Below are 14,903 nucleotides of genomic sequence, written 5' to 3'. Positions count from 1 at the left end.
CGCGGGACTTGCAAGGCGGCGGCCGGCACTCGGTCGGGGCCGCCGGTCGATGGGGTTGTGGGGAAGGCGGGCGTCGGGCGTGGCGGTGCAGGAGGCGAGAGGGGGCGCGGACGCGAGCGCCGGCCGGACGGGATACGGAACAGTGCCGGGCAGTGCTCCCGGAGGCGCGCACGGGGGTGGCTGCACCTGCGGGGACTGCCCGCACGGGGCGCGCGAGGGACATCGGCGCGCGGTCGCCGAATTCCTGCTGCTGCGCGAGGGGTTCGCCGCCGGACAGGGGCTGCCCGCCGCGGTGGCGCACTCGGCCCAGGCCTCCCGGCAGTGGGTCTCCGAGGAACTGACCCAGTCCGCGGGGCTGGTCGCCGAGCGCGGCCGCGCCGAGGGCGAGGCCTGGCTGGCCTGTCTGTGGCGCCGGGCCGTGTTCACGGTGTGGGCCCTGGTCCTGACGCTTCTGCTGGTGCAGGCCCTCACGGCGATCGGCGCCGGCTGGACCGCCGCGCGCACCGCCGGACTGCTCGCCGCGCTGCTCGTGGCCGGCGCCCTGACCGCCGCGTCCTGGTTCCACCGGTCGCGCGGTGGCGTACTGGCCCCGATCATCGGCGAGGACAACCGCCTCTCCACCTCCCGCACGGTCGCCGCGGTCTGGGTGCTGTTCGTCGTCTACGCCGTCCTGGTGCTGGTCGGCCGGCTGGCCGCCGCGTCCGACCACGCGCAGCGCGACACCCTCATCTCCGGGCTCGAACTCGCCCGCGGCGCCGGGGTGGTGACCGTCCTCGCCGTGGTCTGCGCGATCGCCGTGCTGGTCCGCCGGGTCGTGGGCCTGCGGGTGCTCGGACAACGACTCCAGAAGGTACGGGCGGACCGGCCCCGCGCGGCCGACCTGCTGACCGACGACTCCGGCCGCGGCACCTTCGCCGACATCCAGTACGCCGTGATCAGCGCCGTCGCCGTGGTCTTCGCCGGCGTGCGCCTGGCCCGCCGCCCGGACCAACTCCCCGACCTGCCCTGGGGTCTTGCCGTGGTCGTCCTCGTCTCCGCCGCCACCTACGTGGCCGGCAAGTACGCCGAGGGCGGGCGCCCGGTGATCCTCTCCGTGGTCCGCTCCCGCGAGGCCGGCGACCTCGACGCGCCCATCCGCACGGGCGACGACATCGAGATCCGGGGCGCCGGTTTCGTACCGCCGGGCGCGCAGGGTGCCGACCGGCTGTCCCGGATGGTCGTCCGGATCGGCGCGGTCCACGTCCATGTACCGCTGGTCCCGGTGGCCGGCGGCTTCCGCAACCCGACGGACGCGGTCCTGACCGTGCCGGTGCCGGCTGACGTGGAACCGGGGCGGGTGGAGGTCCAGGTGGTCACCGCGGCCGGGGTGGAGACCAACCGTTACGCGATCGACGTCACGGACTGACCAGGACTGACCAGGACTGACGCGGCCCGACAACGACCGATACGTACGGGCGCCGGGCGTGTGCGCCCCGGCTCGAAATTCTGCACGAACGGATTGAGCGCTCCGCCCCTTACGTACGTATGGTCTTTGAAGGGGTCTTTGGCATGGCGGGCGAGAGGCGACGGCTATGACTTACGGCACGCGTACGGATATGCAAACCCCCTATCTCGACGAGGGCCCGAGCTGGCGGGACACCGCGACCCGATACGCCCTCCTCCCTCTCCGTGTGTTCCTCGGCGTCACGTTCATCTACGCCGGGTTGGACAAACTCACCGACAGCGCCTTCCTCAAGGACTCCGGCTCCGGCTCCGTCGGCGAGATGATGCGCGCCGTACGGGACTCCTCGGCCATCCCGGCCATGGTCGACATGGCCCTGAAGAACCCGGTCGGCTTCGGCTACGCCATCGCCTTCGGTGAACTCGCCGTCGGCATCGGCACCCTGATCGGGCTCCTGGCCCGACTCGCCGCCTTCGGCGGAGCGCTGATCTCCCTCAGCCTGTGGCTGACCGTGAGCTGGGGCTCGGACCCCTACTACTACGGCAACGACCTTGCCTACCTGATGGCCTGGCTGCCGCTGGTCCTCGCGGGCGCGTCCGTGTTCTCCCTGGACGCGGCACTGCGAGCGAGGCGGAGGCAACGCGCGGGCGGATACCGGTAGGTCCGTCTGGCCGGCGGAGACATCGGCCGAGGTGTGGGTGGGGCAGGTCCGTCGTCGGCCTGCCCCGTCGGCGTCCGGCGAGGCGGTGGCCGCCGGGGCGGGCCGTCCCGACAGGCCGGCCTCGGCGACCTGAGTCAGGCCGGTATGTCCTGGCGGGGCTCGGTGACTTTTCGTGGTGACCGGCGGCGGCGTACCGCCCGGGTCAGGACGCTGGTCGCGCCGGCCAGGAAGAGGCCGACCGTGAGGAGCGGGATGATCGCGAACCACGGGGTGTCCCAGAGGCCGCCCGCGTCGCCGGCGTAGACGACGCCCGCGAGGGCGAGGGCGAGGCCCGCGATCAGTTTTCCGGGCTGGAACTCATGACGTGGCACGGCTCACCTCCGCCTGTCCGAGGCCGACCTGGATGTCGATGTCGAGCGTGCCGGCGTTCTTGCCGCCCGTGACGGGTTTCAGGGTCACTTCCTTGTGCTTGTCCGGCGCCACGTCCACGTCCTTCTGCTCGTCACCCGGCAACTGGATGTCACCCACCCCCACGTCGATGCTCAGCCTCACGGTCGCGTCCTTCGGCACGATCACCTTCACCCGGCCCGCGCCGATCTCCGCCTCCGTCTCCACCGTCCGCCCCTCGGCCACGTGCACACGGCTCAGGTCCAGCGTGCCGACCCCGGAACCCAGGTTGTACTTCGCCCGCACGTCGGCCGCCGAGGCGGGCTGCCAGGTCGTGCGGATCCAGTGCGTGTCGATGTCCTTCGGGAGCGCGACCGAGCCGGCGAGCAGCGCCGCCGTGATGATCGCGAGGAAGATCGAGCCCGCGCCCGTGCGTCCCCGGACCGCGCTGACCGCGATGCCGAGGCCGAAGACGATCAGCGCGCAGGCCAGACCGGTCTGGAGGCTGGTGCCCAGGGCGTGGTCCTCCCAGGTCCCGGCGGTGCCCAGGCCGCCCGCGAGAAGGGCCAGCAGGAACACCCAGCCGCCGATCCAGCGCGACCCGCGCTGCCTCGGTGCCGGGACCTGCGGGGCGCGTATGTCCGCGCGGCTGCGCGAGGTGGAACCCAGGCTGATGTTGACCGCCGCCGCGATGTCCCGGTCGCGGGAGTCCTGGGGGCCCCAGAGATAGCCGGTGCCCCCCACGTGCGTGCCGTCCTTGACGATCGGGTCCCGCCACCAGGAGGGGTACGCGGCGGGGACCGGCGGCGCCTGGGCCTCCGGCGGGGCGTCGGCGGCGGCCTGGGCGGCGAGCGGGTCGGGGTCGTGGTTGCCGCGCTGCCGCGACCAGTACCCCGCGCCCGCGAGGAGCAGGGAGAGGACGACGGCGAAGGTCATCACCCCGCCGTTGGCCACCATCGTCAGGAACACTCCGCAGCCGACCAGCGCGAACAGCACCGCGGTCAGCGCCTGGCCGTCCACCCGGCCGGTGAGGAGCTTGCGGACCTCGTTCTCCTCCTCGTCCTCGTACGGGACGAGCAGCCAGGCGAACCCGTAGAAGATCAGGCCGATACCGCCGGTCGCGGAGAGCACGGCGAGCGTGATCCGGAAGATCACCGGGTCCATGTCGCACTGCCGCCCCAGCCCCGCGCACACGCCCGCGAGCATTTTGTAGTCGCGGTCGCGCCGGAACCTGCGGGAGGAGTCGTCGACGGTTCCCTGACCGGTACCGAGCCCGGCAGCGGAACCAGCAGTGGGTCCGGCACCGGAACCAGCAGTGGGACCGGACGTCGGCGCGGTGGACGATGTGCCAGCCGGTCCCTGTCCCCCGGCGGGTCCCGCGGGCGCGGCATCCTGCGGCCCGGCGCCCGCAGCGGGGCGCGGGCCGGAGCCGGGTCCCGGACCCGTCGCGGCGCGCTCGTGATCTGTCATGTGTCCATGGTGACGGGCGCGACGCGACGACGGCAGTCCGTACGACCCTGGCCGGACCCTGATTTCACCCCTGACCCGAGGCCGGGGAAGCGTTCGACCGGCCCGGATCGCGGAGGTCGGGCCGGGAATCCGGGGGCGATCCCGACCCGACGCCGAAGATCACCCGACCCGGCGCCGAAGATCAGGGGAGTCTCCGGGGTCGACCCTGATGCTCTGCCGGCCTGGTCATGTGACCATCGATGCCATGCCGGAAGCCGCAGCAGCGCCCCTCGTCGAACCGCGGCCGCCGCGCAAGCTCTACCGCAGCAGTGACGGACGCTGGCTCGGTGGTGTGGCGCGGGGGCTCGCCGGGCATCTCGGGCTGCCCGTGATCTGGGTGCGGCTCGTGTTCGTCGGCCTGTTCATGGCGGACGGGCTCGGCGCGCTGCTCTACGCCGCGTTCTGGTTCTTCGTGCCGCTCGGCATCGGGGGCGTGGCCGGGCAGCGGCCGCCGTCGCTGGTCTCGACCGAGACCTCGCCGGACGGTCGGCGAAGGCTGGTCGCCCGTCGCCCCGACAAGGGGCAGATCGTCGCGCTGCTCCTCATGGTCGTCGTGGCCATGGTCTTCGTCGGCAGCGTGAATCTGGGCAACGGCGCGAAGGCCTACCTGTGGCCCGTCGTCCTCGTCGGCGCGGGCGTCGCCCTGGTCTGGCGCCAGGCGGACAACGCGCGGCGGGCCCGCTGGGCCGAGGTCGGCCGCCGCAAGCGCACCCTGCGGCTGCTGCGTGCCGCCGGCGGTGTCCTCCTCGTCACGGCCGGCGTCACCGGCATCTTCGTCCTTCAGGGTTCCGCCGCCCACCTCGGTTCCGTCCTCCAGGCGGCGCTCGCGGTGCTGGTGGGGATAACGCTCCTCGCCGGCCCCTACCTCGTCCGCATGACCCAGGACCTCTCCGAGGAGCGCCTGATGCGCATCCGCGCCCAGGAGCGCGCCGAGGTCGCCGCCCACGTCCACGACTCGGTCCTGCACACCCTCACCCTGATCCAGCGCAACGCGGAGAACGCGAGCGAGGTGCGCCGCCTCGCCCGCGCCCAGGAGCGCGACCTGCGCACCTGGCTCTACAAACCGGAGGGCACCGGCAAGGACGAGGCCGACGAACCCACCACTCTGGCCGACGCGGTGCGCCGCAACGCGGCCGAGGTGGAGGACAAGCACGGCGTCCCCATAGAGGTCGTGATCGTCGGCGACTGCGAGCTCGACGACCGCACGGGAGCACAGATGCAGGCCGCGCGCGAGGCAATGGTGAACGCGGCCAAGTACGGTGGCGAGGGCGGCGCGGTCCAGGTCTACGCCGAAGTCGAAGGAAAGACGGTCTTCGTGTCCGTCCGGGACCGCGGGCCGGGCTTCGACCCGGACTCGATACCCGCCGACCGGATGGGTGTCAGAGAATCGATCATCGGCCGCATGGAACGCCACGGCGGAACAGCCAGGCTGCGCGCGGTGCCTGACGGCGGCACAGAGGTCGAGCTGGAGATGGAGAGGGCGGAGATGACGTCATGAGCGACCCGACCGAGGCGAACCCGGAGCGCACGGAACAGGCGGCCGGCGGCGCGGGGGAGCGCCACGTACGCGTGGTCCTCGTCGACGACCACCGCATGTTCCGTACCGGAGTGCAGGCCGAGATCGGCCAGACGGCGCAGACCGGCGTCGAGGTCGTCGGCGAGGCCGCGGACGTCGACCAGGCGGTCACGGTCATCACCGCGACCCGCCCCGAGGTCGTCCTCCTGGACGTCCATCTGCCGGGTGGCGGCGGGGTCGAAGTCCTGCGCCGCTGCGCCCCGTTGATGGCCGACGCCGAGCAGCCGGTGCGCTTCCTCGCGCTGTCCGTGTCGGACGCGGCGGAGGACGTCATCGGCGTGATCCGTGGCGGCGCGCGCGGATACGTGACCAAGACGATCACGGGCACGGACCTGGTCAACTCCATCTTCCGGGTCCAGGAGGGCGACGCCGTCTTCTCGCCGAGGCTGGCCGGGTTCGTTCTCGACGCCTTCGCCTCCACGGACGCCCCGCCGGTCGACGAGGACCTCGACCGCCTCACCCAGCGCGAGCGGGAGGTGCTGCGGCTCATCGCCCGGGGCTACGCCTACAAGGAGATCGCCAAGCAGCTGTTCATCTCGGTGAAGACGGTCGAGTCGCACGTCTCGGCGGTGCTGCGGAAGCTTCAGCTGTCCAACCGGCACGAGTTGACCCGGTGGGCCACGGCACGACGGCTGGTGTGACGGGACGATCCGGGGTTCACACCACGCGCGTGGCGCCCGCGAACGGCATCTCGTCGATGGGCGCGATCCGCACCGGCGCCGAAGGATTCGGCGCGTGGATCATCTGGCCCTTGCCGATGTAGATGCCGACATGGCTGATGCCGGAGTAGAAGAACACCAGGTCGCCCGGGAGCAGTTCGGAGCGGGTGACGCGGCGGCCGGCGCCGATCTGGGCGTAGGTCGTGCGGGGCACGGAGACGCCCGCGGAGCGGTACGCGGCCTGCACCAGGCCCGAGCAGTCGAAGGCGTCCGGCCCGGTCGCGCCCCAGACGTAGGGGCTGCCGAGCTTGGCGTAGGCATACGAGACGGCCGCCGAAGCACGGGAGTTGGGGGCCGCGGCCGTGGCGGAGGAGGGGGCCTCCAGAGCGGTCCGGGCACCCGAGGAGGACCGGGACGCGCGGTCCGAGCCGGCTCCCGTGCCCTCCTCGAACTGGGCGCGCTCCGCGGGCGACAGCTCCGACAGCAGCCGCTTGGCCGCGTCCAGCTTCCCGGTGATCGCCTTCTTGTGGCGGCTCTGCTCCGCCTGCCGTGACCGCAGCGCGGCCAGCTCGACGCGCGCGGCCCCGCGCAGTCGCTCGATCTCGCGCAGCTCCTCGCGGACGCCCGCGACGGCCGCGGCCTGCCGGGTGCCGGTACGGTCGACGAACTCGGCGCCGTCGAGGTAGCGGTCGGGGTCGTCGGACAGCGCGAGTTGCAGTGCCGGGTCCAGACCGCCGTCGCGGTACTGGGCGGCGGCCATCGAACCCAGCGACGCACGCGCCGAGTTGAGCTTGTCCGTCTTGCGGGCCGCCTCGTCCCGCAGGGTGCCGAGACGGTGCTCGGCGGAGTCCGCCTTCTCCTTCGCCCCGTTGTACTTCTCGGTGGCCTTCTCCGCCTCCTGGTACAGCTGGTCCACCTTCGCCTTGACCTGCGTCGGCGTCAGTTTCGGCTCCGCGTGTCCCGTCCCGTCGAGGGCCGTCGCGGTCGCCGCGCCCGCCAGGGCGATGGTGAAGGCGGTGCGGGCCGTACTGCCGCCGGCCGAACGCCGGCCGGGCTTTCGGTGCGCTGCCAAGTGGACTGCACGTCCTTTCGTACGACCGCTCTCACACGTCCGGCGGCGGCCCGCACAGGGGGAGCGGGCCGCCGCCGGACCTTCTCGGCGGTGGTGGCCGACTGCCGCCCCTGGCCCGGGCGGCGGTGGGGAGCCGGTCACCTGGGGAAGGACGCTAAACCCGACTGTGTCGGCTTGGTAACGCGATGTGCGGAACTGCCGCCAGGGGACCGTCCGGTGACCGGAAACGATCGTGATCCCGGCCCGGGTCCGTCGACTTCACACAGTGCGTTGACCGATGTGACGATTCCCGGACACGTATGGGCGACGCGGTGCTATGGCCCGCATTTATGCAAGATCGGCCCTATGGGTTCGGCGCGTGCGGGGCGGCCCGGTGTCGGGTGGCACCCGGACCCCTGACTAGGCTCCGGCGTCATGGACGTACTCATCCATCTCTTCGTCGGCCTGCACATCATCGGCATCGCCTCGCTGCTGGGCGGTTTCCTCACCCAGATGAAGGCGATGGGCCGCGGCGAGGCCCGGTTCGTCCCGGCGATGCTGCACGGCGCGCTGACGATGCTGGTCACCGGCGCGATCCTGGTCGGCCTCAACCAGGCCGACGACCAGCACGTGAACAACATCAAGATCGGCCTGAAGCTGGCCCTGCTGGTCGTGATCCTCGGCCTGGTCTATGTGAAGCGCGACGACGAGAAGGTCGACAAGAGCCTGTTCGGCCTGGTGGGCCTGCTCACCACGGCGAACATCTTCATCGCGGTGCTGTGGACGTGACGTCGCCCCGGCCCGCGGTGTAGGACCGCAGCGCCTCCGCGGCGACCACCAGCCAGGCCGCCACGGACACCCACAGCAGCACCTCCCCGGGGTCCCTGAACCACGACAGGTCCACGGCGGCGGAGACCGACAGGGTGGCCGCGGCCGTCATCCCCATCGGGAACACGGTCGACCAGCGCCGCACGTCGTAGCCGAGCCGCGGCCGGAGCACCTCCGCGACGAGCAGGACGGCGAACCAGGCCAGGTCGAGCACGAGCAGCGCGACCGTGACGCCGCGCAGGACACCTCGGTCGTCGTCGTTCCACAGGTACAGCCGCGCGCCGTCGGCGGCCAGCAGCTTCGACCCCGCGAGCGCCGAGATGGCGAGCGCGCCGCCCGCGATCCAGTGGTCGCCGACGCCCGTGACCACCTGGCGCAGGTCGAAGCGGGGCAGCGCGACGAGGTAGAGGGCCAGGCCGAGCCAGAAGAGCACCAGGGCCGCGTGCGCGAGCCACGCCGTGGTCCCGGCGGCGGCGAGGGAGGCACCCAGCACGGCGAGGCCCTGCGTGGCCACACACCCCAGGAACACACCGCCGGGCATACGGCGCTTCCAGTGCCGTACGACATCGACGAGCAGCACCGGCCACAGCACGGCCGCCAGCGCGAGCAGCGCCTCGGCGAGGGTCCGCCAGCCGAGGGCGACGAACCGGGTGCCGAGTACGGTCGTCGCCGCGACGGCGGTCAGCGCGGCCGGTGTCGCCGCCTCCGCCCGCCATCTCGCCCGGTCCCGCAGCAGCCGTACGACGAAGTCCGCGGCCAGCGCCGTCCAGGCGACGCAGGCGACCACCAGGGCGATCCGCGACAGGACCTCGTATCCCGTCAGATGCCAGCCGACGGACACGATGCCGGTCGCCATCACGACGGCTCCGGCCGCCGGCGGACGCTGCGCCCACCAGGCGCGAAGGGAGGAGAGACCGGACATGGGCCGATGCTAAGGAGCACGGCACGGGTTGCGGGCGGGGCACGCGCGCGGGGGTGCGGAAATACGCGCGGGTGCGGGGCAGCGAGGTGGCACGGGGGGCGTGTACTCCTCCCGGCGCCGGAAACGGTCGCTCCGCGCGCGTACGAAGAAACGGTCGCTACGCGCGCGTGGTGGCCGGCGTCGGGTCAGGCCGGGCGGACCACGCTGTGGATCGCCGACTCGCCGTCGTAGTAGATCGACTCCTCGCGGACGTACGCGCCGGGCTTGGGGGCGTGGATCATCATGCCGTCGCCTATGTAGAGGCCGACGTGGCTGATGTCGTCGTAGAAGAAGACCAGGTCGCCGGGTCGGGCGTCGGCGAGGGAGACGGTGGTCCCGGCGTTCACCTGGTCGTAGGTGACGCGGGGGAGGGTGACGCCGGCGGCCTTCCAGGCGGCCTGGGTGAGGCCGGAGCAGTCGTAGGAGTCGGGGCCGGTGGCGCCCCACACGTACGGCTTGCCGACCTGCGCGCGGGCGAAGGCGAGCGCCTTGGCGGCCTTGGTGGCGTAGGCGGAGTCGGAGCCGCTGGTGCCGGACGAGGAGGAGCCCGAGCCGTTCCGGGACGCGGCCTCCTGCGCCGCCTTCTCCTCCGCGGCCTGCTGCTCCGCCAGTTCCGCCGCCTTGCGCGCGGCCTCCTGCCGCTTCTTCTTCTCGAGCTCGGCGAGCCGCGCCTTCTCCTGGGCGGTCAGCTGCGACAACAGGCCGCGCGCGTCGGCGAGTTTCTTCTGGACGGTCGACTTGGCCGTCCGCAGATCGGTCTGCGTCTCGGTGAGCGTCTCCAGGCCCTGAGACGCCTCCTGACGCTTCTTCATCGTCGCGGACTGCTCGGTGACGTAGTCGTCGACCGCGTCCTTCTGGCGGCCGGTCAGCCGGTCCATCAACTGGGTCTGGTCGAAGTAGTCCTGCGGGGAGTCGGCCAGCAGGAAGGTCGACGTGTCCGGTGCGGTGGCGCCGGTCCGGTACTGGGCGGCGGCGATGGAACCGAGCTCCGCCCGCGCCTCGTTGAGCTTCTGGGTGCGCTGGGCCACGTCGTCCAGGAGGGTGTCGACGCGCTTGCGCTGCTTGGTGGTCTTCTCTTTCGCCGCGTTGTACTTCTCGGTCGCCGACTCCGCCTGGCGGTACAGGTCGTCGACCTTCTTCTCGACCTCTTCGAGGCTCGGGTTCCCGTCGGCGGACGGGGCGGCCTCGGCCGTCTGGGAGAGCAGGGCCACGGAGGTGAGGGCGGCCGTGGCGATCGCAGGGGTGCGTATCCCTGCTACGCGCGTTCCCGAAGGGCGCGACTTTCGGTGCGACGCCAAAAGAGGCGACTCCTTCCCATGCTCCGACTACAGAGTCCGTGGTGGGGGGCCCAGACTGTTCGGTCGGTCCCTGAAACGGTAGCCAACTGGTGTGGCCTGTGTGAAGGTTGATGTTCGATATGCCCGATACGTTTTTGTGACCTCCGGTCAGGGATCGTCCGGCGGGGGCACGAGGATTGCGGAACGTGAATATCCGGTTCCGGAGGGTGGGGAGAGGTCGCACCGTCACCGAATCCGGGGATGTTCCCGGGGCGGCGGCGGGTTGTCAGTGGGGCGCCCTAGACTCGGAGAGCGATGAGCAGCCTCTTTGACGACAGCTTCCTGGCGGACCTCCAAGCCCCTCGCGGGCACGCGGAGGAGCCCCCGCCACCGCCCGAGGACGAGCACGGACCGGAGCCCGTTCCGGACGATCTGTTCGGCGGGAAGTTCGACGCGCCGCCGGACAGAGACGCGTACTACCGCGACGGCGCCCCGCGCCCGGCGCTGGACGCGGCGACGCTCCTGGAGGGGCTGAACGAGAACCAGCGCGCGGCCGTCGTGCACGCCGGCGCGCCCCTGCTCATCGTGGCCGGCGCCGGCTCCGGCAAGACCCGTGTGCTCACCCACCGCATCGCCCACCTGCTCGCCGAGCGGCATGTGCACCCGGGCCAGATCCTCGCGATCACCTTCACCAACAAGGCCGCGGGCGAGATGAAGGAGCGCGTCGAGCAGCTCGTCGGCCCGCGCGCGAACGCGATGTGGGTGATGACCTTCCACAGCGCGTGCGTGCGCATCCTGCGCCGCGAGAGCAAGAAGCTCGGCTTCACGTCGTCGTTCTCCATCTACGACGCCGCCGACTCCAAGCGCCTGATGGCCCTGGTCTGCCGGGACCTGGACCTCGACCCCAAGCGCTACCCGCCGAAGTCCTTCAGCGCCAAGATCTCGAACCTGAAGAACGAGCTGATCGACGAGGAGGACTTCGCCGCCCAGGCCACCGACGGCTTCGAGAAGACCCTCGCCCAGGCCTACGCCATGTACCAGTCGCGGCTGCGCGAGGCCAACGCCCTCGACTTCGACGACCTGATCATGACGACGGTCAACCTGCTGCGCGCCTTCCCGGACGTCGCCGAGCACTACCGCCGCCGCTTCCGGCACGTCATGGTCGACGAGTACCAGGACACCAACCACGCGCAGTACGCGCTCGTGCGCGAGCTCGTCGGCACCGGTGCGCACGATGAGGACACCCCGCCCGCCGAGCACGACCTGCCGCCCGCCGAGCTGTGCGTGGTGGGTGACGCCGACCAGTCGATCTACGCCTTCCGCGGCGCGACCATCCGCAACATCCTCCAGTTCGAGGAGGACTACCCGAACGCGACGACGATCCTCCTGGAGCAGAACTACCGCTCCACGCAGACCATTCTGAGCGCCGCCAACGCGGTCATCGAGCGCAATGAGTCCCGCCGCCCCAAGAACCTGTGGACCAACGCGGGCGCAGGCGCGCGCATCACGGGCTACGTGGCGGACACCGAGCACGACGAGGCCCAGTTCGTCGCCGAGGAGATAGACCGTCTCACCGACGCGGGCGACGCGAAGGCCGGCGACGTCGCCGTCTTCTACCGCACCAACGCGCAGTCCCGTGTCTTCGAAGAGATCTTCATCCGCGTCGGCCTGCCCTACAAGGTCGTCGGCGGCGTCCGCTTCTACGAGCGCAAGGAGGTCCGGGACGTCCTCGCCTACCTGCGGGTCCTGGCCAACCCGGAGGACTCCGTCCCGCTGCGCCGCATCCTGAACGTGCCCAAGCGCGGCATCGGCGACCGCGCCGAGGCCATGATCGACGCGCTCTCGCAGCGCGAGAAGATCAGCTTCCCGCAGGCGCTGCGCCGCGTCGACGAGGCGTACGGCATGGCCGCGCGGTCGACGAACGCGGTCAAGAAGTTCAACACGCTGATGGAGGACCTCCGTACGATCGTCGAGTCCGGCGCGGGCCCGGCGACCGTCCTCGAGGCGATCCTCGAACGGACCGGCTACCTCGCCGAGTTGCAGGCCTCCACCGACCCGCAGGACGAGACCCGCATCGAGAACCTCCAGGAACTCGCCGCCGTGGCCCTGGAGTTCGAGCAGGAGAACAGCGGGGGCGACGGCGAGAGCGAGACGCCCGCCGGACTCGCCGCCTTCCTGGAGCGGGTCGCGCTGGTCGCCGACTCCGACCAGATCCCGGACGAGGAGGAGGACGGCTCGGGCGTCATCACCCTGATGACCCTGCACACCGCCAAGGGCCTCGAGTTCCCCGTCGTCTTCCTCACCGGCATGGAGGACGGCGTCTTCCCGCACATGCGCGCCCTCGGCCAGCCCAAGGAGCTGGAGGAGGAGCGCCGCCTGGCGTACGTCGGCATCACCCGCGCGCGTGAGCGCCTCTATCTCACCCGCTCCTCCCTGCGCAGCGCCTGGGGGCAGCCGTCGTACAACCCGCCCTCCCGCTTCCTGGAGGAGATCCCGACACAGCACGTCGACTGGAAGCGGACCGGCGCCACCGCGTCGGCCCCCGCCGGACCGGCGTCGGGCGTGGCGGCCTCGCTGTCCTCGTCCCGCTCCCGTTCCTCCGCCTCGGGTGCGTCCGGCTTCGCCACGCGCCGGAGTTCGGAGAAGCCGGTCGTGTCGCTGGCCGTCGGTGACCGCGTGACGCACGACCAGTTCGGACTCGGCACGGTCGTGGGGGTCAAGGGCACGGGCGCGAACGCCGAGGCGACGGTCGACTTCGGCGAGGAGAAGCCGAAGCGGCTCCTGCTGCGGTACGCGCCGGTGGAGAAGCTGTAGGCAACTCGCAGGAGACATGAGCTGAGCCCCCGCTGTAACTGCGGGGGCTCACAAGGAAGTCGGCGGGACGGCTCGCGCGGGAGCTACGTCGGGTTGATGCCGTGGCTGCGCAGCCACGGGAGCGGGTCGATGGCCGCTCCGCCGGCCGGTCGGACCTCGAAGTGCAGGTGCGGTCCTGTCGAGTTGCCGGAGTTCCCGGAGTACGCGATCGCGTCGCCGGCCTTCACGGTCGTACCGGAGGCGACCTGGTAGCTGGAGAGGTGGCAGTACCACGTCTCCGTACCGTCCTTCGCGGTCACGATCATCATGTTGCCGTAGGCGCTGTTCCACTGCGTCCGTACGGTGCCGTCGGTCGCGGCCATCACCTTCGTGCCGTACGAGACCGGGAAGTCGATGCCGGTGTGCACGGACATCCAGTTGATGCCGGCCTGGCCGAAGTAGGCGCTGAGTCCGTGCTGCGCGACCGGGAGCGCGTACTTGGGGCGCAGCCGCTCCTTGCGGGCGGCCTCCGCGGCGGCCTTCTTCTTCTCGGCCAGCTGCTCGGCCTTGAGGTCGATACGTTCCTGCGTACGGCTGGCCCGGTCGGCGAAGTCGTCGGCGCCGGCGGAGAGGCTCTTGAGCTGGGCGTCCAGCTTGTTGTTGGCGGCGGACGGTTTCACCGCCGTCGCGTCCGAGGCCGTGGTCGACGAGTCCTGCTCGCTGGAGAAGGTGCCGACGGAGGCGACGGCGACGCCCGCGACGCCCATCACGCACGCCGACGGGACGGCGATGGTCAGCAGCGCCGAGCGCTTGGGGGGCGGACGCCGGCGGGAACGGTTCGCGTTCCTGGTGGCCGCGCGGCCCTGCGTCGGTACGACCTCTTCCTGGTCGTCCAACAGCGGGGCCACGGCGGGCAGTTCACCGGTGGAGGCCAACTCGTCCTCGGCCGGGGCGTGTTCGCCGTACTCGGTGTAGTCCTCGAACTGGTCCTGCTGCTCGCCCTGTTCGCCCGGTGTGCCCTGACCGTCCGAGTTCCACTGCGTGGCGTCGTAGGCGCCGGTGTCGAAGGCCTGCGTGCCCCATTCCCAGTGCTGGGTCTGGTCGGCCGCGGCGGCGGTGGTCTGGTCGGGCTGGAGCCAGGCGTTCGCGTCCCACTGGCCGGAGGTGTCGTTCCCGGTGGCCTGCGGCGGGATGGCGGAGAGCTGCTGGTACTCGGCGGACCAGGCGGTCGTCTCGTACGCGCCGGTGTCGTAGGCGGCGGCGTGGTGCTGGGCCGCGTACGCGTCGTAGTTCAGGGTCTGCTGCCCGCCGGTGGACCAGGTCGAGCTGTCGTACGTGCCGGTGCCTGTCCCGTCGTCCGGGAGGCAGCCGAAGAGGGGGTCGGCCGCGAAGGTCGCCGTGGCGTGGGTGCCGGTACCGGTCGCGAAACCGTTGGCGTCGTAGTCGCCGTACGTGGTGAAGTCGCCGTACTGGCCTTCCTGGGTGCCGTAGGACGCGTAATGCGTCGCGGCGGCCTCGGAGGCCGGAGCCGGGGTGGTCATGGTCCCCGACGGGTGACGGTCGTTCACCAACTTCTCTTTCGCCTCGACAACAGGGGCTGGCAGAGCAGTGCGGCGACTGTACCCGGCGGTACGCGGGCGCGACAATCTTCAACAGGTTTTGCGCTCGCAGGAAACGGGCATTCGGCTGTGTTTCGGGGGAGGCCGGGCGAGGGTTTGGCCCTGTGTTCGAAGAGCGTTCGATGCGCGGGAGCTGTCCGA

Annotated in this window: 12 protein-coding genes; 6 read left to right on the top strand and 6 right to left on the bottom strand. The window is 71.4% G+C overall.

Annotation, left to right across the window (positions count from 1 at the left end; genetic code table 11):
- Window positions 1-79 precede the first annotated feature (79 nt).
- Together ACIP6U_RS07055 and ACIP6U_RS07050 are read left to right on the top strand one after the other, a co-directional pair.
- Complete coding sequence (locus ACIP6U_RS07055) at window positions 80-1,405, top strand: hypothetical protein (protein ID WP_401713903.1); 1,326 nt, start codon at window positions 80-82, stop codon at window positions 1,403-1,405.
- 166 nt (window positions 1,406-1,571) lie between these two features.
- Complete coding sequence (locus tag ACIP6U_RS07050) at window positions 1,572-2,102, top strand: DoxX family protein (RefSeq protein WP_401713901.1); 531 nt, start codon at window positions 1,572-1,574, stop codon at window positions 2,100-2,102.
- Window positions 2,103-2,236: 134 nt separating this feature from the next.
- Here ACIP6U_RS07050 and ACIP6U_RS07045 read toward each other — a convergent pair whose 3' ends face one another.
- A complete protein-coding gene (locus ACIP6U_RS07045) occupies window positions 2,237-2,473 on the bottom strand; it encodes a hypothetical protein (RefSeq protein ID WP_401713899.1) in 237 nt (78 codons plus the stop codon).
- The gene (locus tag ACIP6U_RS07040; RefSeq protein WP_401713897.1) at window positions 2,460-3,959 is read right to left on the bottom strand and encodes a PspC domain-containing protein; all 1,500 of its coding nucleotides are present in this window, start codon (window positions 3,957-3,959) and stop codon (window positions 2,460-2,462) included. Before ACIP6U_RS07040 ends, ACIP6U_RS07045 begins: the two co-directional genes overlap by 14 nt.
- 244 nt (window positions 3,960-4,203) lie before the next feature.
- Here ACIP6U_RS07040 and ACIP6U_RS07035 point away from each other — a divergent pair, with 244 nt between their 5' ends.
- Entirely contained in the window at window positions 4,204-5,496 is a 1,293-nt protein-coding gene (locus ACIP6U_RS07035) for a PspC domain-containing protein (protein WP_401713895.1), read from the top strand.
- Window positions 5,493-6,215, top strand: coding sequence for a response regulator transcription factor (locus ACIP6U_RS07030; protein WP_123998235.1), 723 nt, complete (start codon window positions 5,493-5,495; stop codon window positions 6,213-6,215). Before ACIP6U_RS07035 ends, ACIP6U_RS07030 begins: the two co-directional genes overlap by 4 nt.
- 16 nt (window positions 6,216-6,231) lie before the next feature.
- Here ACIP6U_RS07030 and ACIP6U_RS07025 read toward each other — a convergent pair whose 3' ends face one another.
- The gene (locus tag ACIP6U_RS07025) at window positions 6,232-7,305 is read right to left on the bottom strand and encodes an NlpC/P60 family protein (RefSeq protein ID WP_401713892.1); all 1,074 of its coding nucleotides are present in this window, start codon (window positions 7,303-7,305) and stop codon (window positions 6,232-6,234) included.
- A gap of 414 nt (window positions 7,306-7,719) precedes the next feature.
- Here ACIP6U_RS07025 and ACIP6U_RS07020 point away from each other — a divergent pair, with 414 nt between their 5' ends.
- Complete coding sequence (locus tag ACIP6U_RS07020) at window positions 7,720-8,073, top strand: hypothetical protein (protein ID WP_401713890.1); 354 nt, start codon at window positions 7,720-7,722, stop codon at window positions 8,071-8,073.
- On the opposite strand, the gene ACIP6U_RS07015 is transcribed toward ACIP6U_RS07020, so the two are convergent.
- Both ACIP6U_RS07015 and ACIP6U_RS07010 read right to left on the bottom strand, forming a co-directional pair.
- A complete protein-coding gene (locus ACIP6U_RS07015; protein WP_401713888.1) occupies window positions 8,051-9,034 on the bottom strand; it encodes a tellurite resistance/C4-dicarboxylate transporter family protein in 984 nt (327 codons plus the stop codon). The genes ACIP6U_RS07020 and ACIP6U_RS07015 overlap by 23 nt on opposite strands.
- A gap of 185 nt (window positions 9,035-9,219) precedes the next feature.
- Window positions 9,220-10,371 carry an NlpC/P60 family protein gene (locus ACIP6U_RS07010; RefSeq protein WP_401713886.1) on the bottom strand — a complete coding sequence of 384 codons (1,152 nt, stop codon included), beginning with the start codon at window positions 10,369-10,371 and terminating at the stop codon, window positions 9,220-9,222.
- A 294-nt stretch (window positions 10,372-10,665) separates the two neighbouring features.
- On the opposite strand from ACIP6U_RS07010, the gene pcrA reads away from it, so the two are divergent.
- On the top strand, window positions 10,666-13,164 hold the full coding sequence (gene pcrA / locus ACIP6U_RS07005) for a DNA helicase PcrA (RefSeq protein WP_401713884.1): 2,499 nt from the start codon (window positions 10,666-10,668) through the stop codon (window positions 13,162-13,164).
- A gap of 83 nt (window positions 13,165-13,247) precedes the next feature.
- Here pcrA and ACIP6U_RS07000 read toward each other — a convergent pair whose 3' ends face one another.
- On the bottom strand, window positions 13,248-14,684 hold the full coding sequence (locus tag ACIP6U_RS07000) for a M23 family metallopeptidase (RefSeq protein WP_401714425.1): 1,437 nt from the start codon (window positions 14,682-14,684) through the stop codon (window positions 13,248-13,250).
- Between the last annotated feature and the right edge of the window lie 219 nt (window positions 14,685-14,903).

Source organism: Streptomyces sp. NPDC088794 (assembly GCF_044750545.1).
Taxonomy (GTDB): Bacteria; Actinomycetota; Actinomycetes; order Streptomycetales; family Streptomycetaceae; genus Streptomyces.
Note: the sequence above shows the minus strand (reverse complement) of the source record. Positions and strands in the feature narration are given on the sequence as shown.